A 21,465-nucleotide genomic window follows, 5' to 3' on the forward strand; every position below is an offset into this window, starting at 1 on the left:
CGTTCTTATTGACAAGAAGCATGGCACAAACACAATAGAATATAAGCTCAAGTCGCAATTTTTACGAGCGAAGGCTTGCGCAGAAACGTTGGATCCGCTTGCCAGCTTCTTCCAGCATTTCTTCCGATGCTGCATAGGAAATGCGGAAATTTGGTCCAAGACCAAAGGCTGAGCCATGAACAACCGCAACACCTTCAGCTTCTAGCAATGCGGTTACAAAATCCTCATCGGTTGCAATTACCTTGCCATCCTCGGTCTTTTTACCAATAAGTGCTGCGCAAGATGGATAAACATAAAATGCACCTTCAGGAACTGGGCATTCAATGCCCGTTGCTTGATTAAGCATCGACACAATAAGATCGCGGCGAGCCTGAAAAATTGCTTTGTTCTTCTGGATGAAATCTTGTGGGCCATTTAGCGCTTCTACTGACGCCCATTGCGCAATTGAACAAGCACCGGATGTTTGTTGGCCTTGCACCATATCCATCGCTTTAATCAAGGCTAAAGGACCGGCCGCATAACCAATACGCCAACCAGTCATCGCATAGGCTTTTGAAACACCATTCATTGTCAAGGTGCGGTCATAAAGACCGGGTTCAACCTGCGCAGGGGTGGTGTAAACAAAATCACCATAGGTTAAATGCTCATACATGTCATCAGTTAGGATATAGACATGAGGATGGCGCATAAGCACATCGGTCAAAGCCTTTAATTCATCATGGGTGTAAGCCGCACCTGATGGATTTGAAGGGGAGTTGAAAACAAACCATTTGGTCTTTGGTGTAATTGCAGCTTCTAAGGCTTCTGGGCGCAATTTAAAATTGTCTTCATGGCGTGTGTTAACAAAAACGGGTGTACCGCCGGTGAGCAGTACCATTTCAGGATAGCTTACCCAATAAGGCGCAGCTATAACTACTTCGTCACCTGGGTTTAAGGTTGCCATAAAAGCATTAAAAAGAATTTGCTTGCCGCCGGTGCCAACAATTGTTTGCTCTGGCTTGTAGTCTAAGCCGTTTTCGCGTTTAAACTTAGCAGCAATAGCCTGTCTTAGTTCAGGAATACCGGAGACAGGTGTATATTTGGTTTCGCCGCGACGAATCGCTTCAATAGCGGCATTCTTTACATTGTCTGGAGTGTCAAAATCTGGCTCGCCAGCGCTAAGCGAAATAACATCTTTACCTTGGGCTTTGAGTTCACGAGCCTTTTGGGCAACGGCAATAGTCGCAGATGGCTTAACACGAGAAAGAGCGTCAGCAAGGAATGCCATAATAGTATCTCCTGAAATTGATATGGCGAAACAAAGAGAAATATCTCTGGTAAATGGCGTTAAAAAAACGCAAGTCTTATTCTATGCGCTGATATGAAAAAAAGTGCAATGATCGCACAGCAATTTTACCAAAAAAAATGGCATATAAAGGTTTTATTCAATTTATTATTAACGCAACAATAAATCTATTAAGAACAGTTTTAATTTATCATTATAGGACAAAATATATTTTAAAAATAGAAATTTCTACCCGATCATACGGGTAGAAAAATATCTTGAAATTTTGTTATTTTAATTGATCGTGTAAAGTTTCTTTTACAACGCTATCAAACGAATTATTGTCCTTATCGGGATTTAATTTTTGCTCGGCAATATAGGCATCGCGCTTTTCAATGAGGGCAGACATTTCGGCTTCTAATTTGCTGCGCTCTTGCGATGTTTTTTCAACGATCGCATTTTTTTCTTCGCTAGATTTACCGCGCAGCTCATCGGGTAGCGATGTTTCTTGCACCTCCTCAATTTTTTGCGTGCCATTTTTTACATCGGTAATTAAATCATTGCCACCGGTTACCACTTCTTTGCTACCGCTTTTCTTAGAATAAAAACGTGAATTATCGATTTGAACTGGTGCTGGCGCTTCTGCCTTCTCTTCCATTTTGTTCGTGAGTGCTTCACGTTCGTCATGATTGCCATAAGGCAAAACAGTTTTATCAATTTTTCGTTGTATAACAATGATTTGGTCATCATAAGGTGTGTTAATCACAGTAATTCTGCCACCATCTTGCGGTATTGGCATATAACGACCATGGCCAAGTTGAGCTATTTCGCGCCAAATCTTTTTGGTTTCCCTATCATCTCCCGCTTGTACAGTATTAACAATGATACCATCAGCAACAGCGCGTTTTAACACGTTGGGGTAAAGCGGTGCATTGGGGTAGTCCATATGGGGCGGCGCATCACCAACAAGGAAAATAATGCGTTTTGTATCATCGCCTTTGGTCCATTCAAGCTTGCGTACAGCTTCATCAAGGGCTTCATTTACAGATTCTGGGGTATCACCGCCACCGTCAGCTTCAAGCTTGGTTAATTTACCATATAAGCCTTGTACATCGCTGCTCATATCATAGGTTTTAATGATATATTCATCACCCCGATCGCGGTAAGCAATAAGTGCCATACGAATTTCAGCATCGGGATTAACATCAATAATGGTATTGGCGATTGACCAAATTTTTTGCTTTGCACCATCAATCAAACCCGCCATAGAGCCAGTCGTGTCAAGCACAAATGCAACTTCAACCTTTTGTTTGTTATTGCTTTGTTCAGCACTTGCGTGAAAAGCAAAAGTTGAGGTTATAGCAGTTATAAAAATAGTTTTTACAAATAAATTAATAGGTTTTAGCATGTATATTTCCATTTTATTGTTGATATTTTAATAATGGAAAATAAATGCGGCTTAATATTGTTTTAATTTAAAATAAATGAGTTATTAATATGTATTGTTGTATTTTTTTTGTTTGATTGGTAAATGAATATATAATGATAATATTTACAAAAAATAGGGCATTATACTAATTATGTAAAATGCCCTAAATTAAAACTTATTCGCCAGCGTCAATACGCTCAAATATTTCATCGAAACGCTTGCGTGCAACGCCTGGTTGTTTTACTTCGCGGTAAGCATCTGGCATGGTAGCTTCGCCAACCTTAATCATCATGATCATGCCCATGGCATAATGCGGTGTACATTTAATGCCGTAAAAACCAGGTACGTCAAAAGTAATTTCGCGTTCTTCATCAATTTTGCCCATAAAAGGTGTTGCGCCTTCTGGCATCATTTCTTTGATTGACGCAGCATTATGCGAGCGATGGGTTGCCTTGAAGATAACCTTGTCACCTGGCTTAATTTTAAGATAATCTGGCTCAAAAACCATTGGGCCCTTATCGCCACGATTAAGCATTTTTACCTCAAAAGTTTCAGCCATAACCGGAGCTGAAAGGAACATAAGGCCGATAATGGCCAATAAAACACGTAACATTTAAGCACAATTCCTTATTGTTTGTGATGCGCCTGTTTCTAAAGGCATTTTCTTGATTTTTTGTGGTGCAATATAGCTAATGTTCAAATTGCCGCATTTGCGCGTCATGATTTCAACTTCAACCTTGAATATTTGACGAATAGTTTCCTCTGTCATTACTTCTTTCGGGCTGCCTTGTGCAAATATTTTTCCTTGATCAAGCACAGCAATTTCGTCACAAAACATCGCAGCATGATTAAGGTCATGAAGGGCGGCAATGATTGTTAAACCTTGATTGCGGACAAGGCTTAAAAGTGCCATTTGGTGATGAATGTCAAGATGGTTAGTTGGTTCATCAAGAAGCAATATTTCAGGCTGTTGAGCAAGTGCGCGTGAAAAATGCACGCGTTGTTTTTCACCCCCCGACAAAGTTTGCCAAATACGATCCGCCATTTTGAGCATATCTGTTTTGGTAAGCGCTTCATTAACAATGTCATGATCTTTTTGGGAAAAAGGTGATAATACTGATAGATAAGGTGTGCGACCAAGTTCAGCAGCTTGGCGCACACTGATACGCTCGCCTGTATCGGCATGTTGTTCAATAAAAGCAAGGCATCGGGCAATTTCGATGCGTTTTAAAGAATTTAATGGCTTATTGTTAAGGAAAACGCTGCCTTGAGAAGGCTTTCTGATCCCCGTCAGCAGCGACATGAGCGAACTTTTCCCCGAACCATTGGGACCAATAATTCCTAAAAAATGGCCAGGTTTTGCCTGTAGCGAAACATTGTTGATAATTGTTTTGTCGCCAACACTCCAAAAAAGATTTTCAGCTCTTAACATGATTACATCTCTTTCTTGGTAACGAGAATAAACGCAAATATTGGCGCGCCGACCAAGGCAGTTATAACGCCGATTGGTAGAACTTGCCCCGGTACAATGATACGTGAAACAATGTCAGCAGCAATTAAAAATATTGCGCCTATAACGGCTGATACTGGAATAAGCCTTTGGTGGCGTGTACCAACAAGTGCACGTGCTGCATGGGGAATAACAAGGCCAACAAAGCCGATAGCACCAACAAGGCTTACCATGACTGCGGTCATTAAAGCGCAGCAAGTGATTAAAATGCCGCATACCCAGCGCACTGGGATACCAAGCGATGCGGCGGAATCGGTGCCAAAGGCAAAGGCATCAAGCGCGCGTGCAAAAAATAGGCAGATAACAAAACCGATAATCGTTACTGGAAAGGCGATTGACACATCTACCCAACGTACAGTGGATAGATTACCCATCAACCAGAACATAATGCCGCGTGCCTGTTCTGCATCGGCGCCGCGTGTAACGATAAAAGCGGTGAGAGCGTTAAAAAATTGGGCACCGGCAATACCGGCAAGAATAACAGCTGCTGCACTGCGGCCTATGCGAAAGGCAAGAAGGGCAACACAGACAAAAGCAACCAAAGCACCAATAAAGGCGCCGCCTGACATGGAAATTACCCCCAAGCCTGTTCCCATAATCATAACGCAAACAGCACCAGTTGAGGCGCCTGCAGAAATACCCAACAAATAAGGATCAGCAAGTGGATTTCTTAATATGGATTGTAACACCACGCCACATAGCGCAAGGCTTGCACCGCAACAGGCGCCAACCACCGCGCGGCTCAAACGATAATGCCAGATTATACCTGCATCAATAGCGCTTATATCCACTTTCGCATTAAATAATTTTAAAGCAATAGTCTCATAAACCGTTTGAAAGGGAATGGTCGTTTCACCGATTGCTGCCCCCATCATAAGAGCCAAGCTAATGAGTATAATGGCAATAAAAGTAAACATAAGCGGTTTCAATCGGAAAGTATATGACATTATTTCGACCAGCCCATTAATACATACTCCGCAATTGCTTTAATTATACAGTGCGGAGTATATAAGATATTATATTTGTTAAATTATTTCATTTGCTTTAAAGGCAAATGCGCTTGTTTTATTATTTATCAAGGTTGAATTTTTCCAAAGCGTCAGCAATGATTTCAATGCCTTCGATTGTATGGATTGAACCATTCATAGCTTGCACATCAAGCTCAATGATATGTTTGTTTTTAGCAGCATCCATCAAGCTTGCAACAGGATCTTTTTGTAAAAACTCTTCCTTGACCTTGATATCATCGGCAGGAAAACGGCGGCGTTCCATGGTTGCAGCAACGATAATTGTTGGGTTAGATTTAACGATTGTTTCCCAACCAACCATTGGCCATTCATGTTCTGAAGCAATAATGTTTTTAATGCCAAAAACTTCAAACATATAGTTTGGTGCGCCCTTTGTACCTGCAACATAAGGATCCATTTCTAATTCCATGCTTGAATACCACATAAAACCAGAAATTTTATCTTTTGGTAGGCCTTTTACTTTTTCAATTGCTGCTTTTTCGCGAGCTTTTAAGCTATTGATTACTTCTTGTCCGCGATCTTGCACGTCGAAAATTTTTGATAATTCGTCGATTTCTTTATAGATCAAAGCCATTTCAAACGGTGTGCTACGAAGACCATCACTACCGGCTGAGTTATCCTTGCCATCGCAATCAGCAGGTGAATTGTAAACAGGAATCTTCACCTCATTAAATTGCTCATAAGTGCCAATGGTACCAACAGGGCCAACAAGCCACTCATATTGGCTAGCAACAAGGTCAGGCTTTTTATTAACAACTGATTCAAAGCTTGGAACATTGTCAGCAAGACGCTCAATCTTGCTGTTTACTTCGGTAAATTCAGGCAAAACTGGGTTAAACCAAAGTGCGGTTGCCTTTACCTTATCAGAAAGACCAAGAAGATATAAAATTTCAGTGCTGTTTTGACCTGCAGAAACAACACTTTGCGGTGCTTTATCAAAGGTAAGAACCCGTCCGCAATTGTTAATTGTTAACGGGTACTGGGTTTTTTCAGCTTGCGCAAACGAAACTGTTGCAAAAAGGCAGGCAGCAATTGCAGTGCTTGCCTTAACCAAATTTCCGAACTTTAAATTGAACATGATATAATCCTGAATGGGTTTTCACAATAATGTGAACTTATTACTCACGTTTCAAATTGGCTGTCAATGAAGAATATCTAGCTTATAATTCTTCTAATTTTCTTGTGACAATGTTACGGGATACATATTTAAGTAATATTACTCTTTTAAATTGCTTGCAGTTATATTCATTTTACTAATGGCATCTGCTAAAGCTTCAATGCCTTTAATTGTATGAATAGTACCATTCATCGCTTGCACATCAAGTTCGATGATATGATGTTGCTTTGCTGCAGACATGAGGCTTGCGACTGGATCATTTTGTAAAAATTCTTCCTTGACCTTGATATCATCGGCAGGAAAACGGCGGCGCTGCATTTTGGCAATGACGATAATTGATGGGTCTGCTTTTACAATGGTTTCCCAACCAACATTTGGCCAGTCAAAATCGGACTTGATGATATTATCAATACCAAGGGTTTTAAACATATAACCAGGTGCCCCCAATTGTCCCGCAACATAGGGTTCCATTTCCATTGCTGGACTTGAATACCACATGAAACCGGATAGTTTTTGCGGTGGTAAAGCCTTTATGCGGCTAATTGCCGCTTGTTCACGATCCTTTAATTCAGCAATTAGTTTTTGGCCGCGTGGTTCAACATTAAAAATACGTGCTAAGTCATCAATTTCTTGATAGATCATCGTCATGTTAAAGGGCTTACTGCGCAAGCCATCGCTACCGGCTAAATTATCCTTGCTTTCGCAATCCGCAGGCGAGGTGTAAACTGGAATATTTATTTCTTCAAATTGGTCGTAACCGGCGGCTGCACCAACCGGCCCAATCACCCACTCAAATTGGTTGGCAATAAGGTCGGGCTTTTTACTGATGATCGCTTCATAGCTTGGCACATCATTTGAAAGGCGCTCAACTTTATCATTTTGCTCCTTAAATTCTGTCATTACCGGTTGAAACCAAAGGGCTGTGCCTTTTATCTTGTCACCAAGACCTAAGAGATAAAGTATTTCTGTGCTATTTTGACCAACCGAAACAACACTTTCCGGTGCTTTTTGAAATTCCAAGACGCGGCCGCAATTATTAATTTTTAATGGATAGGCGCTTTGTTCAGCACTTTGCGCTGGTGCAAGGCTTAAGCCTAATAGTGAGATGGCGGCAAAAGTAGCTTTGGGTAAATAGTCTTTTAAAGTTGCTAACATAGGATATTTTCCTTGTCGAGAAAGACAATATTAAAATTGGTTTACATTTTTAATGGAGGTTATTGGGCGCTATCTGTGCCCCGCTCATTTGATTTTCTTGTATCTTGATAAGTGCGTCAGCGAGCTGTTCAATACCGTCAATGGTATGGATTGAACCATTCATTGCTTGAGCGTTTATGGTTATGATGCGCTGGTCTTTAACCGCACTCATCAGCTTGGTAACCGGATCATCTTGTAAGAAGTTAATTTTTACATCGGCATGATCGGCGGGAAAGCGTTTGCGCTGCATATCGGCAATTACCAAAATTGTTGGATTATCCTTGGCAATTGTTTCCCAACCCATGGTTGGCCAATCGAAATCCGATTGAGCAATATTTTTTATGTTAAGAGTTTTAAACATATAGGCAGGTGCGCCAAGACGTCCACCAATGAAGGGATCTGCTTGCAGTGTGGAACTTGAAAACCACATAATTCCGGAAATATCTTTGATATTAAGGGATTTTGCCTTTTCAATTGCGGCTTTTTCTCGTGCCTTTAATGATTCAATGACTTTATCACCACGCTCTTCCACGTCAAAAATTTGGGATAATTCATGGATTTCTTTATAGATAATGTCCATGTCAAAGGGTGTAGTGCGTAAACCATCATTGCCGGCAAGATTATCCTTACCCTCGCAATCTGCGGGCGATGTGTAAACTGGAATGGTTAGATCATCAAATTGGCTATAGGTTGCAGTTGCACCAACTGGGCCAATTGTCCATTCATATTGATTGGCAATCATATCTGGCTTTTGGGCAACTACAGATTCAAAGCTTGGTTCATTATCAGCAAGACGTTTAATTTGTGCATCAATATCTTTAAATTCAGGCATGACAGGCTCAAACCATAAGGCCGTGCCTTTAACCTTGTCACTAAGGCCTAAAAGGTAGAGAATTTCTGTGCTGGTTTGACCAACTGAAACCACATTTTGCGGCTTCTTTTTAAATTCTATAACTCGGCCGCAATTATTAAGTTTTAGTGGATATTGGGTAGAGGCAGCCTCTGCCGTGTTATTTAATGCGATAAGCGGTAAAATAACCAGCGAAGACAATGTTAAAACTTTTTGAAAAAAAGAAGATGTCTGGATTAGCATAGGTTTTCCGTAAAATTTTAAAATGAAGAAATAGCCGCATATAAAACCGCAGTGAAACGCCGCAATTTTAAAAGGGAGGTAAATCAAGGCGATTTACACTCCGGCTAATTGGAGAAGTTTTGGGCTTTTAATTGATTGCTTGGTAAAGCCGTTGCTGAATAAAGGGGGAATTTGATAATTTATGCAGGCTTTTAGCGATGAATAATACCCCAAGATCAATGAGTGGTTCCACCAAGACAACGCTCATATAAGCAATGGCAAAACTGCCAATATTAACTGCTGTCTCGCTACTAAAGCCTTCGCCGTAAAATGCCCAAAACGCTACCCAAGCAACAATACCACCTTGATAACTGGTCGATAAAGCTAAGGCTTGTTTATAACTTACATCTTTGTAGGCGGTATTTTGTGGAATGATTTTATTGGCAAGCCACGCCATAGCAAAAAGCGGCATCAATAGCGTTGTGACATTCATACCATATTGGGGAAGATCAAAGGGCGCAAAAAACAACCCTTGTAAGAGGAGACCTAAAGTTAGCCCTATCGCTGTTGGAGCGACACCAAAAATTAAAAATAATGTTGATCCAAGGATAAGATGAACTTCTGAAACGCCCACTGGATGATGGGGGAAGATTTCAAAAAAAGTAAAAACGAGGGCAGTGGTAATGAGGCTGCGCGCCAAAAGAGATATGATACCGCCATCTTTGCTTTTTTGATGAAAGCTATCAGAGGTTTTTTGAAGAAAAATTGTCTTTAATGCCAATTTGGCTGTAATACCAAGAGCTGCAAATGCTGTTGCATAGCTCAAAATAATTTTAGCGCCGGAAACGACGCCCGGTTCAATATGCATTTTTATGCCTTCCTGCACCCACCGTGCAAAAATAATTGAGCAAAAGGCGAAACGCCTGATGATTGACGGCAGGTCTCCTGGCTTGCGGAATGGCGATAACAAACAACCTTCCCATTCATTGGATTGGCTTAATTTAAAGCTAATCCTAAACAGTGGTTTGCAGCTTTTACTGCATCATATTTATTATCTACCGCTTACAGTTGCGGGGGCAGCCATGGCTTGGGTCCTTTATAAAGTTAACCCGTCCCATGTTCCCTATTAGTCCCCTATGAAGTCCATCATTCGGGGAACCGTCGCAGCTAGGTTAACTATTTCGTATAATAACGTCAATCAAATTCTTACCATTGTTACGATATAACATTACAAATGTAAAGAAGAAAAGGCGTTAAAACATAATTGAATAAAATATTGCAAAATTTAAAAATTTAGTTTCATTGAGGATTAGAAAGCATTTTACAAGCAGCGAAACAATAATCGCGTTCCACTTTTGCAACGCGAACAAAATAATCTGAATAAAATTTGGACTTGCCAAGTTTTTGAGCAATTTGATGATCGATATTGTTCTTCCATGATTTAATACTTGCTTCATCACGCCAAAAGGAATTGGTAATCCCAAAACCATTTTCATCGCGGACAGATTCAGCGCCAAGACAGCCTGTTTGTTGCAGTGCAAGCTCTACAATTTTTTTTGCTATTTGATGATATTCATCATCGCCAAGGCTCCGTTGCGATGAAAAAGCAACAAGATAATAAGGAGGAGGAGGTGTTTTGGCGAACATTTTTAAATCCTTTGCCTAAATCAAAATCTGCAATTAAAGCAATTTTTAAAATATAGGATGAGAAAACTGGTGAGCCATTTTCTTAGTTTACATTGAAAACCAATAAAAACTTATACTGATCTCCAAATACCTCGGAATAATTGTTTGATAAGATATAGATGCTATTTGCTTTTCTTTTTTAAACCGCGGCAGATGATTTTAATAAATTTACCAATCTGCTTATCTAGTAAGGCAGGGGGAACGCCAACATCTCGGCTATCAAGGCTAATGGATACAAGGCCGTGAATGCCGGAAAATATGGTTTGTGAAAAGAGCTTCACTTCTTCACTATCTGCGCCCTTCATCAATTCACCAAGCGGTTTATCAACCACTTGAAAAGGCCTTAATCTTTCATGTGAAACCCAATCAGGAACAGGCTTATCTTGCGGTAATTGATGGTCAAATAATGTGCGCCATAAATTATAATTATCACGGGCAAAATGATGATAAGCGCGCGCCGTTACAATCAGCATATCTTCAGCCGTTTGCGGCTGTTCATCATTAAATTCAGCCTCTATTGCGGTTTCAAGCCGCACCAATGTTTTTGAGCTAACGCGTAATAATAGCTCATCAAGATCAGTAACTAGATTATAGATTTGTCCAAGACCAACGCCGATTTCATCGGCAAGCTCACGCGCTTTAAAACCGTTCAATCCCTTAGCGGCAATAGCTCGCTCCGCCGCGTCAATAAGGGCGATGCGTTGCTGTTCTCTTTTCAATGTCGTTTTAGCAATTTTTTCTTTAGCCATGAACGAGGTTCATATCATAATTAAGCATCAATTGCAAGTTGGGAAGAGTGTATTGCGATAAATTTGTTGTGTTTCAACGAAATGCTTCATGATGGAACACAGTTGGTTTGGCAACTAAATTTAATGCATATGGTCTAATGTATCACCTTTGTCATGACACTATCATGTTTTTAGAACTATTTTATCCACAGGCAAAAAATATATCGCTTTTTCCTTAAAATATTCACCAATCGGCTGTATTTTTTGTTTAGAATAGGTTTTGTAAAACCAGATTTATTATCGTGAATTGCAAAATTTTAGATTCGCACCTAAGCCATAGGGTTTTCTTTGTTAATTTTTTTGCCAATTTACGTGAGTGTGAAATAATTTTGAAAATTTTGTTTTTAAAAAAATCATAACTTTCTTCTGGTATAGCATGCTGATGCCAAATGGCAGCAATTAGGGTTTACATGATGGGATAGCGCTTTGTCGCTTGTAGTAATGGGGTTGATATAATGGTGACAACAAGGGAAGCGATGCTGGTTTTACTAATCCTGCTCCCCTTCATAGGCAGTGCAATAATTGGCTTTTTTCGCTCCACCGCTAAGAATAATGAAGCGTGGTTTGCAGGCTCTGTTGCGCTTTTTGGTCTGTTGCTCACTATCATGCTTTATCCCTCGATTATGAATGGTGACGCGGTACGCTTACAAATAGATTGGTTGCCGCAATGGGGAATCAATATTATTTTGCGGATGGATGGTCTTGCTTGGCTGTTCTTGCTGATGATCAATGGTATTGGCCTATTGGTTGTAATTTATGCGCGTTATTATATGGATCCTGCTGATCCGGTACCACGCTTCTTTTCTTTTTTCCTTGCCTTTATGGGGGCAATGACCGGTATTGTTTTATCTGGCAATATCATCATGCTGGTGATTTTTTGGGAATTAACCAGTATTTTCTCGTTTTTGCTGATTGGGTATTGGTATCATAATGCTAGCGCCCGTGATGGCGCGCGTATGGCCTTAACGGTTACTGGCCTTGGCGGTTTTGCCCTTTTGGTTGGTATGCTTTTATTGGGGCATATTGTTGGTAGTTATGATCTTGATGTGGTGCTAAAGTCTGGCGATATTATTCGCTCAAGTCCACTTTATTTGCCAGCCCTTATCCTTATTCTTTTGGGTGCGCTTACCAAAAGTGCGCAATTTCCATTTCATTTTTGGTTGCCAAATGCTATGGCCGCGCCAACCCCCGTATCAGCCTATTTGCATTCGGCAACCATGGTCAAGGCAGGGGTTTTCTTATTGGTGCGGCTGTGGCCAGTGTTAGCCGGCACTGACGCATGGTTTTGGATTGTTGGTCTATCTGGGCTCACCACTTTATTTCTTGGCGCTTATTTTGCTATGTTTCAGCAGGACCTTAAAGGGCTTCTTGCTTATTCAACCATTAGTCACTTAGGACTTATCACTACATTATTAAGCCTTGGCAGTCCGCTTGCTTGTGTTGCTGCGATTTTCCATATGGCTAATCATGCGACTTTTAAAGCATCTTTGTTTATGGCGGCAGGTATTATAGACCATGAAACTGGCACGCGTGATATGCGCAAGCTCACTGGGCTTGCACGCTATATGCCAATAACTGCGGCACTTGCGATTATTGCGAGTGCCGCAATGGCAGGCGTGCCGTTGTTAAATGGTTTTCTTTCCAAGGAAATGTTCTTTGCCGAGGCTATTGAAACCCATGTTGAATCGTGGCTTGATTTGGCAACACCTTATATTGCGACCGTTGCTAGCCTATTTTCAGTTACCTATTCTGTCCGGTTTATTCATGGGGTATTTTTTGGGCCTAAACCACAAGATCTACCAAAAACACCGCATGAGCCACCCCATTTTATGCGCTTGCCAATAGAGTTATTGGTAGGGCTTTGTCTGCTTGTTGGCATTTTACCTAATTGGAGTATTGGGCCAGCCCTTTCAGGTGCGGTAAAATCTGTGCTTGGTAGTGCGACACCTCATTATAGCCTTGCCCTTTGGCATGGCTTTAATACGCCGCTTATCATGAGCTTAATTGCCCTTGTTGGTGGTATATTGCTTTATATTTTTGGGCGTCGTTATTTCCTTTCTTGCGAAGATGGGCCACCTTTTTTCCGTCATATCAAAGGTCAGCGAATTTTTGAGCGGGTTTTGGTTACCATTTCATGGAAATGGGCGCGTTGGGCCGAACAGTTTTTTGGTACACGCCGTTTGCAAACGCAGGTGCGTTGGGTAATACTTGTGCCGATTGCGGCTGTTTTTGCCGCCATTGCCATTATTGGTATTATGCCGGGTGATTTGCCGCTAACCACGATTGATCCTGTTTTTGCGATCTTTTGGATTATTGGTGGCACATGCGCTCTTTGTGCTGCTTGGCAAGCAAAGTTTCACCGTTTAGCATCTTTGATGTTGGTTGGCGGTGCTGGACTTATGACATGCGTCACTTTCTTGTGGCTTTCCGCGCCGGATTTAGCACTAACCCAATTATTGGTGGAAGTCGTAACAACCGTTCTTTTGCTTTTGGGCTTACGTTGGTTGCCAAAGCGCTGGCAAGATCCAGATCCAATGCCTGCCGGATTATCGGCACGCTTTCGCCGTTTGCGAGATTTGTTAATTGCTATTATTGGTGGTTGCGGTTTGGCTTGGCTTTCCTATGCGATTATGACAAGGGGCGCTTTAGATGCCGGCGGTGATACGATTGCCGAGTTTTTCTTGAAAAACGCCTATGTTGGCGGCGGCGGAACCAATGTTGTTAATGTGCTTCTAGTTGATTTCCGTGGTTTTGATACAATGGGTGAAATATGCGTCCTTGGTATTGTGGCGCTGACGGTTTTTGCACTTCTACGCCGATTTAGACCAGCATCTGAAAGCATTGAATCGCCCTCGCAACAACGCATTCAAACAGCGTTTGATATTAATCAGCCAGAGCGTGAAGAAGGCGATACCTTGCAGGATTATTTGACCATTCCGCAAATAACCATGCATTGGCTATTTCCAGCGATTATTGGTCTTGCCATTTATATCTTTATGCGCGGACATGATTTGCCGGGCGGTGGTTTTGCCGCCGGTGTTACCATGGCAATTGGCTTTATCTTGCAATATCTTGCGTCTGGTACACGCTGGGTTGAAGATCATTTAACTATTTTGCCAGTACGTTGGATGGGCTTTGGTATATGTGTTGCCCTTGCAACGGGCGGCGCTTCGTGGTTTTTCGGTTATCCATTCCTGACTACCTATTTTAATTACCTTGAAATTCCCTTTATTGGTAAAATGCCAACTGCTTCTGCTTTATTGTTTGATCTTGGGGTTTTTGCCTTGGTTGTTGGTGCAACAGTTTTGATGCTGATTGCGCTTGCTCACCAATCCATACGCCGCTACCGCGTGCGTAAAGAAGAAACCATTGTGAAAGAGGATAATTAATATGGAAATAATTCTCGCTCTTGCTATTGGTATTCTTGGCGGTTCTGGCATTTGGCTTTTATTGCGTCCACGTACGTTTCAGGTGATTATTGGTCTTTCACTTCTGTCTTATGCGGTAAATATATTTATTTTTTCGATGGGGCGCTTAAAGATGAATGCCGCACCGATCACATCAAATACCGGTAGCATTGATCCTACACAATTTACAGATCCTGTGCCGCAAGCGCTTGTTTTAACCGCGATTGTTATTGGTTTTGCCACCACAGCCCTTTTTCTTGTGGTATTGCTTGTTGCTCGTGGGCTGACCGGCTCTGACCATGTTGACGGAAGGGAGCCAAATTAATGGGAAACGCCCTTTATCATCTCATTATTATACCAATTATTTTGCCTTTGGCTGTCGCGGCAGTGCTGTTGTTTTTTGATGAGCGTCGCCATACGTTAAAATTGCTTTCGGCAATTATTACTAGTGGCTTACTGGTACTGGTAGCAATTGCGCTTATTGCGCGGGCTAAGGATATAACTCCTAGTGCTGATGTTTATTTGCTTGGCAATTGGGCTGCACCTTTCGGTATTGTTTTGGTGCTTGATCGTTTGTCGGCAGTTTTGCTTTTGCTGTCTTCATGCCTTATGCTTGGTTCGCTTGTTTATTCCTACACCCATTGGAATAAAGCAGGGCCCCATTTCCCCTCGCTCATGTTGTTTTTATTAGCTGGGGTTAATGGTGCATTTTTAACTGGCGATCTTTTTAATCTTTTTGTATTTTTTGAAGTGATGCTAACCGCTTCTTATGCATTGGCTTTGCATGGTTCAGGCAGTCGGCGTGTACGTGCAGGGCTGCATTATATTGTCATTAATCTACTTGCATCGTCTTTGTTTTTGATAGGTGCGGCGCTCATTTATGGTGTGACTGGCACTTTGAATATGGCAGATATTGCCGCCAAAGTATCCGCAATTCCCGCGAATGATCTTATGCTTTTTGAAGCAGGCGCTGCTATTTTGGGTGTAGCCTTTTTGGTAAAGGCTGGCATGTGGCCATTAAGTTTCTGGCTGCCGGCAACCTATAGTGCCGCTCCTGCACCAGTTGCAGCAGTTTTTGCTATTTTAAGTAAAGTTGGCATTTATGTTATATTGCGTTTATCAATTTTGATTTTTGGCGCAAGTGCCTCTAGCGTTTATGGTTTTGGTCATAATGTGCTGTTTTATGGTGGTCTTGTCACTATTGTTTTTGGTATTTTCGGCGTATTGGCTAGCCAAGCTTTATCTCGGCTTGCATCTTATTGCATTTTAGTTTCTTCAGGTACTTTAATTGCCACCATTGGTACTGGTAATGAAGCCTTAATTGGTCCTGCGGTTTTTTATCTTATCACCTCAACACTTGCACTTGGTGCGTTTTTCCTTTTGGTTGAGTTGATTGAACGTGGACAAGATAGTGCGGCTAACGTTCTTGCCGTTACCATGGAGGTTTATGGCGATGAGGAAGAGGAAGAAGAAGACGAGGTTGGGCTTTATTTGCCCGCAACAGTTGCTATTCTCGGATCTTGCTTTGCTGTTTGTGCCATTTTGATTATTGGTATGCCACCTTTTTCAGGATTTCTTGCCAAGATCATGCTGATTTCAGGTCAGCTTAATGCGGCAGAAGCGCCAACAGCCAAACATTTTGTTGGGCTTAGTGATTGGCTTTATGTTGCAGCTATTATTTTGTCGGGTGTTGCAGCACTTATCGCCATGACACGCGCTGGTATTCGAACATTTTGGGCGTCATTAGAGGGCAGTGTACCAAGGGTGATGGTAATTGAAATTGCACCGATTGCAGGACTTTTGTTAATTTGCCTGCTGCTTACCATTATTGCTGGCCCAACGATGCGTTATATGGATGTTATGGGGGAAAGCTTATTTAATAGCTATAATTACATTGGTAGTGTGCTTGGCGGTGTCAATGAATTGAGTGGAGCAGGTGGATTATGATAAAACGTATTTTCCCTTTTCCTGTCCTAGCAGTTTCTATGATATTAATGTGGATGGCGCTTGCTGGTTTTACCCCGGGGCAGTTTATTATATCGCTTTTTGTTGCCTTTATTGGCAATCACGCTATGGCGCGTTTGGAACCAGATCCAATTAAAATAAAAGGCTGGCGTTTTGTACCGCTTTTAATTTGGAAAACTTTTTTAGATATTACCCAATCTAACATAGCTGTTGCATGGATTATTTTAACCGGTGGACGTAAAAAGGCCAATTCTGGTTTTATGATTATACCACTTGAATTAAAGGATCGTACCGCATTAGCAGTATTGGGGTGCGTATTAACGGCAACGCCGGGTACGGCATGGGTCGCTTATGACACTCGCTCTAATGAGCTTTTATTGCATGTCCTTGATCTTAGTAGCGAGGATCATTGGCGCGACCTTATTAAGAGTCGTTATGAAAGCCTACTTCTTAAAATATTTGATCAAGGAGAAACTATATGAGCTATAATATTTTATTTTGGGCTCTCCTTGTTTCCCAAGCCATGGTGGGGCTTGCAATTTTACTAGCAACATATCGCCTTATATTTGGGCCACGCGCGCAAGATCGGATTATGGGATTAGATACGCTTTATGTCACAGTCATGATTATGTTATTGCTTTTTGGTATCCGCACCGGAACAGCTATTTATTTTGAGTCAGCACTGGTTATTGGCATGCTTGGTTTTGTTTCTAGCATCGCTTTAGCGAAGTTTTTGATGCGCGGCGAGGTGATAGAATGAGCGAAGAACTTGTAAAAGATTTACCTATTTGGGCAGCTCTTCTCATTGCCTTTTTTATGGTTTTGGGCAGCAGCCTAACATTGCTTGGCTGTGTTGGTCTTATACGATTTAAAAATTTTTATGATCGCTTGCATATGCCAACACTGGGTACCACTTGGGGTGTCGGTGGCATTATTATTGCGTCAATATTGTTTTTTACCATGACCAGCGGTCGCTTGGTTATTCATGAATTGCTGATCACCGTTTTTATTGTGGTTACTACGCCGGTAACCTTGATGATGCTTTCACGCGGCGCTCTTCACCGCGATCGCAGTAATGATTGGCGTGATTTGCCGCCAGAATTATTTGATCTTTATCGTGCGCCAAAGGAAGAAGCGGCAGAGATTACACCCATTGCTGAAGAAAAAGCAGATGAGCGTCCGCAATTTCCTGAATATCATAGCTCTTAATATCGCCTTTAATCAATTATCGGTTTGAAGTTTTAATCTAACCTATAAACAAAACATTTTGCTATAAAATAAGGGTGCAAAACGATTATTCATTTGCACCCTTATTCGTTTCATTTCACTATTATGTTAGTCGACGAATTGGACAACAACACCTGGTTTAATTAATTTTGCAAGTTCTTGTGCATCCCAATTGGTTAAACGAATACAGCCATGGCTAGAGGTTTTGCCAATTCGTGATGGATCTGGCGTACCATGAATACCATAGGTTGGCTTTGAAAGTGCAATCCAAACCGTGCCAACTGGGCCATTAGGGCCGGGTGGAATGGTCAATACTTTGTTGTTTTCACCCTGTTTGAAATTTATTTTCGGGTTATAGGTGTAATTGGGGTTAAGTGCAATGCGCTTTACCTCCACCGTGCCCGATGGTGATGGATTATCCGATGACCCGATGGTCGATGGATAGGCAACGACTAATTTACCAGCCTCATCATAGCCGCGAACTTGCTTGCGAGCTTTATCGGCAATGATAAAGGCAACCGCTTTGCGCTTTGGCAAAAGCAAATTAGGGACATTGATGACCACACCGGGTTGTCGGAAGTTTACCCCAGGATTAAGTTCTTGCAAATAACGCTCATCAATATGAAAGCGTTCAGACAACATTTCAAGCACAGATGTGTAAGCCATAGAAGGCAGTTGTGCTTTTAAAGCATAATCATTAGGGATTGATGCAACATAGAATTGCCCAACATCCTCATTGGTAATTGTATAAGTTGTAAAAGCTGCGCCGCCCGTAGCCTGCAAAGCTGCTTCAATTGCAGGACCATTATTGGGGTCAATAAATTTCCCGGTCAATTGGCTGGCTGCTGCTGCTGCTTTATCAAAATTGCTACCAGGTGCGCCATCGATAACCCCTGATGACGCGCCAATGCGACTCATCAATACTTGCAATGATGCAATCTGTCTTTTACCTTGCGCGCCTTTGGGCATTTCAATTGCTGGGGTATCAGCATCTGGCAAGCCGCCATAAACACTTTGTGGCACATTATGCGGGGTATAGGTTTGTTCACTGTTACCATTTGGATAATTTGATGGACGATAATTTGATGGGCCATCTATGGAAGCGGTGGTATTGGGATCGATAGCAGGGCGCGGCGTTGGCTGCGGCCGGTATTGTGGGCGCGGCACATTTTGGTATTGCTGTGGATATTGCTGCTGTGCAGGCGGTTGATAATAAGGGTCTTCCTCAGGCGGATAATAACCATTATTATAGCCTTGCGCGGGCTGTTGATATTGGTTGCCATAGGGCTGGGGCGCAGGGGGATAATAGTTCTGCGCAGTTGCAAATTGGCTTTGTGCTATTGCGCTTAATCCAATAAGCGACACGAGGACAGCACGACTTTTATTAGCGCTAAGGACTAAAAATCCCGTTTCATTTTGTCGCTTTAAAGGTTTTTTGGTCATATTTTTCAACCATACTTCATTTTGAATATCTGCAGTAGATATTCATTAATCTCTATTCCAGCAGTTAGGTGGCGGAGTTCCGCCTAAAACTACCTCGGCTTAAACTTTATTATAAGCAATTATGGTTAATAATTTGTCGCGTGGGGAAAAAATATTAAGACAGATTTTAATAAAAATTCAATTTACATATTTTAGCAATTGAAAATTTAGCTTTTACGGTTTTTACAATGGTTTTTTGACATTGGGAGTAAGTGGTACGCCTAAGGGGAATCGAACCCCTGTTACCGCCGTGAGAGGGCGGCGTCCTGACCGCTAGACGATAGGCGCACGGTATTTTTGCTGTATAGGCTTGTTTTATTAAAAAGGCAATGCGTATTTCTTGTTTTAAAATGACTTTTTATCAGGTAATGAGAACAATGTCCTTAACACGATAAATAATTTTGTATATTAGCATATAATTTAATTATAATTTGATTGAAATCAAAGACACCCATAAATTAATTTTATATTTAATCATAATAAAATTAAATTATCTTATTTAAAGAAAATGTTTTATAGCTAAAATGGTTTAAAAAGCATATCAAGATTCATTGATAGTATATGTTAAATATACTTCCAATGCATGGTATATTTTATACTATGAATTTGGAGATATTAAGCTTATATTTTTTATTTCTTCATTTGCCAATAGACCATGATCCAGCGCTCAGATCTTTCTTCACTGGTGCACATGCGTCTTTTCGTTTGTGTTCGACGTCGTGCACCCAAAATTTGCATATCATATTAAGGAGTATGCGTCATGGGCACAGCAGACGCTGTTTCGCAACCTAAAAAAATTACAATCCCTTGGGGTCTTTTCGCGGGGCTGCTTGTTTTATTTGCAATTATGATGCTGCCAACGCCTGAAGGTCTTTCAACTTCTGGCCACCGCATGTTGGCAATTTTAACTTTTGCTGTAATTGTTTGGCTAACTGAAGCCGTTTCCTATGAAGTTAGTTCTCTCGCAATTGTTGCGTTAATAGCTTTGCTCGTTGGGTTAGCTCCCACAGTCACGCTAGATGCGGCAAAAGAGTTTATAAGCGAAGATCCAGCCAAGTGGCTTGGAACATCTAAAGGCATGGGTATGGCCTTATCGGGCTTTTCCAATGGTGCTTGGGCACTGGTTGCAGGTGCAACTTTCCTTGCTGCGGCTATGACCTATACTGGGTTAGATCGGCGCATTGCACTTATTACTTTAAATGTCATTGGTACAAGTACAAAACGCATTCTTATTGGTGTTATTGTTGTTACCATTATTCTTAGCTTATTTGTGCCAAGTGCTACAGCGCGTGTTGCATGTATTGTACCAATTATGTCTGGTATTATCGCAGCTTATGGTGTTGAAAAGCGCTCACGCATTGCCGTTGGTATTATGATTTTGATTGCGCAGGCCACAAGTGTTTGGAACGTAGGTATTCAAACGTCTGCAGCGCAAAATCTTTTGACTGTCGGCTTTATGCAAACAAGCATTGGACAACAAGTTTCTTGGGGACAATGGCTTATTGCTGGCGGACCATGGTCAGTTCTTATGTCTTTTGTGCTTTATTTCGTCGTTTTAAAGATGATGCCACCTGAAGCTGATAATATTCCTGGTGGTAAGGAAGCTGTTGCAAAAGAGTTGAAAGATCTTGGTCGTATTCCTGGTCCTCAAATTCGTCTTCTAACTATTACTTGCATACTTTTATTCTTCTGGGCAACTGGTGGCGGTACCTTGCATAGAATTGATACAACAACATCAACCACTGTTGGTCTTGTGATCATGATGTTACCTGGAATTGGCGTTATTAGTTGGAAAGAAGTACAAAAGCGTACACCTTGGGGTACTATCCTTGTCTTTGGTGTTGGTATTTCCTTAGGTAGTGCTTTGCTCAATACTGGTGCCGGCAAGTGGCTTGGTGATTGGGTGGTTGAAAGTGCAGGTCTTGCGTCTTTAAGTCCTTTCATGATCTTTACCGTATTATCGGCATTCCTTATTGTTATTCACTTAGGTTTTGCAAGTGCGACAGCCTTAACATCATTGTTCATGCCAATTATGATTGTGATGTTCCATACAATCGGAACCACCAATTTAAGCTTAACTCCAGATATCCAATTAGGTCTTAGCATGTTGCTTGGCTTTGTGGTGAGTTATGGCTTTATCCTTCCTGTTAACGCACCACAAAACATGGTGTGTATGGCAACAGAAACATTTACGCCAACCGAATTTTCTAAAATGGGTATTGTCGTTACAATCATTGGCTATCTGCTTATGCTTTTAATGGCTCTGTTCTACTGGCCTCTATTAGGGTGGTTATAA

Annotated in this window: 19 protein-coding genes, 1 tRNA gene and 1 riboswitch; of the genes, 7 read left to right on the forward strand and 13 right to left on the reverse strand. The window is 41.5% G+C overall.

Going from position 1 to position 21,465, the window contains the following annotated elements:
- Nucleotides 1-61 precede the first annotated feature (61 nt).
- The 11 genes from N6B01_RS01680 to N6B01_RS01730 form a co-directional block, all read right to left on the reverse strand.
- Nucleotides 62-1,267: a pyridoxal phosphate-dependent aminotransferase gene (locus tag N6B01_RS01680; RefSeq protein ID WP_262079641.1), complete on the reverse strand. Its 1,206-nt coding sequence runs from the start codon at nt 1,265-1,267 to the stop codon at nt 62-64.
- 286 nt (nt 1,268-1,553) lie between these two features.
- Nucleotides 1,554-2,672, reverse strand: coding sequence for a vWA domain-containing protein (locus N6B01_RS01685; protein WP_262079643.1), 1,119 nt, complete (start codon nt 2,670-2,672; stop codon nt 1,554-1,556).
- Nucleotides 2,673-2,868: 196 nt separating this feature from the next.
- Nucleotides 2,869-3,306, reverse strand: a complete 438-nt coding sequence (locus N6B01_RS01690; protein ID WP_182418620.1) for a pseudoazurin — start codon at nt 3,304-3,306, stop codon at nt 2,869-2,871.
- Nucleotides 3,307-4,128, reverse strand: a complete 822-nt coding sequence (locus tag N6B01_RS01695) for an ABC transporter ATP-binding protein (protein WP_182419594.1) — start codon at nt 4,126-4,128, stop codon at nt 3,307-3,309. It lies immediately after the preceding gene.
- Nucleotides 4,128-5,120, reverse strand: a complete 993-nt coding sequence (locus N6B01_RS01700; RefSeq protein ID WP_262079644.1) for a FecCD family ABC transporter permease — start codon at nt 5,118-5,120, stop codon at nt 4,128-4,130. The genes N6B01_RS01695 and N6B01_RS01700 overlap by 1 nt, the downstream gene beginning before the upstream one ends.
- Before the next feature lie 151 nt (nt 5,121-5,271).
- Nucleotides 5,272-6,309, reverse strand: a complete 1,038-nt coding sequence (locus tag N6B01_RS01705; RefSeq protein WP_182418621.1) for an ABC transporter substrate-binding protein — start codon at nt 6,307-6,309, stop codon at nt 5,272-5,274.
- A 138-nt stretch (nt 6,310-6,447) separates the two neighbouring features.
- Nucleotides 6,448-7,503, reverse strand: a complete 1,056-nt coding sequence (locus N6B01_RS01710; RefSeq protein WP_262079645.1) for an ABC transporter substrate-binding protein — start codon at nt 7,501-7,503, stop codon at nt 6,448-6,450.
- A 49-nt stretch (nt 7,504-7,552) separates the two neighbouring features.
- On the reverse strand, nt 7,553-8,635 hold the full coding sequence (locus tag N6B01_RS01715; RefSeq protein ID WP_262079647.1) for an ABC transporter substrate-binding protein: 1,083 nt from the start codon (nt 8,633-8,635) through the stop codon (nt 7,553-7,555).
- Between the two features lie 127 nt (nt 8,636-8,762).
- The gene (locus N6B01_RS01720; RefSeq protein WP_262079648.1) at nt 8,763-9,482 is read right to left on the reverse strand and encodes an energy-coupling factor ABC transporter permease; all 720 of its coding nucleotides are present in this window, start codon (nt 9,480-9,482) and stop codon (nt 8,763-8,765) included.
- A 49-nt stretch (nt 9,483-9,531) separates the two neighbouring features.
- A riboswitch (cobalamin riboswitch) is annotated at nt 9,532-9,792 on the reverse strand.
- Between the two features lie 121 nt (nt 9,793-9,913).
- On the reverse strand, nt 9,914-10,261 hold the full coding sequence (locus N6B01_RS01725; RefSeq protein WP_262079650.1) for an antibiotic biosynthesis monooxygenase family protein: 348 nt from the start codon (nt 10,259-10,261) through the stop codon (nt 9,914-9,916).
- 161 nt (nt 10,262-10,422) lie between these two features.
- Nucleotides 10,423-11,049 (reverse strand): TetR/AcrR family transcriptional regulator, encoded by a 627-nt coding sequence (locus N6B01_RS01730; protein ID WP_182418625.1) that lies wholly within the window; start codon nt 11,047-11,049, stop codon nt 10,423-10,425.
- Nucleotides 11,050-11,546: 497 nt separating this feature from the next.
- Between N6B01_RS01730 and N6B01_RS01735 the strand changes: the two genes are divergently transcribed.
- The 6 genes from N6B01_RS01735 to mnhG are packed head-to-tail and all read left to right on the forward strand — an operon-like array spanning nt 11,547 to nt 17,669.
- Nucleotides 11,547-14,477 (forward strand): monovalent cation/H+ antiporter subunit A, encoded by a 2,931-nt coding sequence (locus tag N6B01_RS01735; RefSeq protein ID WP_262080539.1) that lies wholly within the window; start codon nt 11,547-11,549, stop codon nt 14,475-14,477.
- 1 nt (nt 14,478) lies between these two features.
- Nucleotides 14,479-14,820 (forward strand): Na+/H+ antiporter subunit C, encoded by a 342-nt coding sequence (locus tag N6B01_RS01740; RefSeq protein ID WP_182418626.1) that lies wholly within the window; start codon nt 14,479-14,481, stop codon nt 14,818-14,820.
- Nucleotides 14,820-16,442 (forward strand): monovalent cation/H+ antiporter subunit D, encoded by a 1,623-nt coding sequence (locus tag N6B01_RS01745; protein ID WP_262079651.1) that lies wholly within the window; start codon nt 14,820-14,822, stop codon nt 16,440-16,442. Before N6B01_RS01740 ends, N6B01_RS01745 begins: the two co-directional genes overlap by 1 nt.
- A complete protein-coding gene (locus N6B01_RS01750) occupies nt 16,439-16,942 on the forward strand; it encodes a Na+/H+ antiporter subunit E (RefSeq protein WP_246708108.1) in 504 nt (167 codons plus the stop codon). Before N6B01_RS01745 ends, N6B01_RS01750 begins: the two co-directional genes overlap by 4 nt.
- On the forward strand, nt 16,939-17,220 hold the full coding sequence (locus N6B01_RS01755) for a K+/H+ antiporter subunit F (RefSeq protein WP_262079653.1): 282 nt from the start codon (nt 16,939-16,941) through the stop codon (nt 17,218-17,220). Before N6B01_RS01750 ends, N6B01_RS01755 begins: the two co-directional genes overlap by 4 nt.
- Nucleotides 17,217-17,669 (forward strand): monovalent cation/H(+) antiporter subunit G, encoded by a 453-nt coding sequence (gene mnhG / locus N6B01_RS01760; RefSeq protein WP_182418629.1) that lies wholly within the window; start codon nt 17,217-17,219, stop codon nt 17,667-17,669. Before N6B01_RS01755 ends, mnhG begins: the two co-directional genes overlap by 4 nt.
- A 126-nt stretch (nt 17,670-17,795) precedes the next feature.
- Here the strand turns inward: mnhG and N6B01_RS01765 are convergent, their stop codons facing one another.
- Complete coding sequence (locus N6B01_RS01765; RefSeq protein WP_262079654.1) at nt 17,796-19,130, reverse strand: L,D-transpeptidase; 1,335 nt, start codon at nt 19,128-19,130, stop codon at nt 17,796-17,798.
- A gap of 252 nt (nt 19,131-19,382) precedes the next feature.
- Nucleotides 19,383-19,457 (reverse strand) — tRNA-Glu (locus tag N6B01_RS01770).
- 472 nt (nt 19,458-19,929) lie between these two features.
- Here N6B01_RS01770 and N6B01_RS01775 point away from each other — a divergent pair.
- The gene (locus N6B01_RS01775; protein WP_182418631.1) at nt 19,930-21,465 is read left to right on the forward strand and encodes a DASS family sodium-coupled anion symporter; all 1,536 of its coding nucleotides are present in this window, start codon (nt 19,930-19,932) and stop codon (nt 21,463-21,465) included.

Origin of the sequence: Bartonella sp. HY406 (genome assembly GCF_025449315.1) — a bacterium.
GTDB lineage: Bacteria > Pseudomonadota > Alphaproteobacteria > Rhizobiales > Rhizobiaceae > HY038.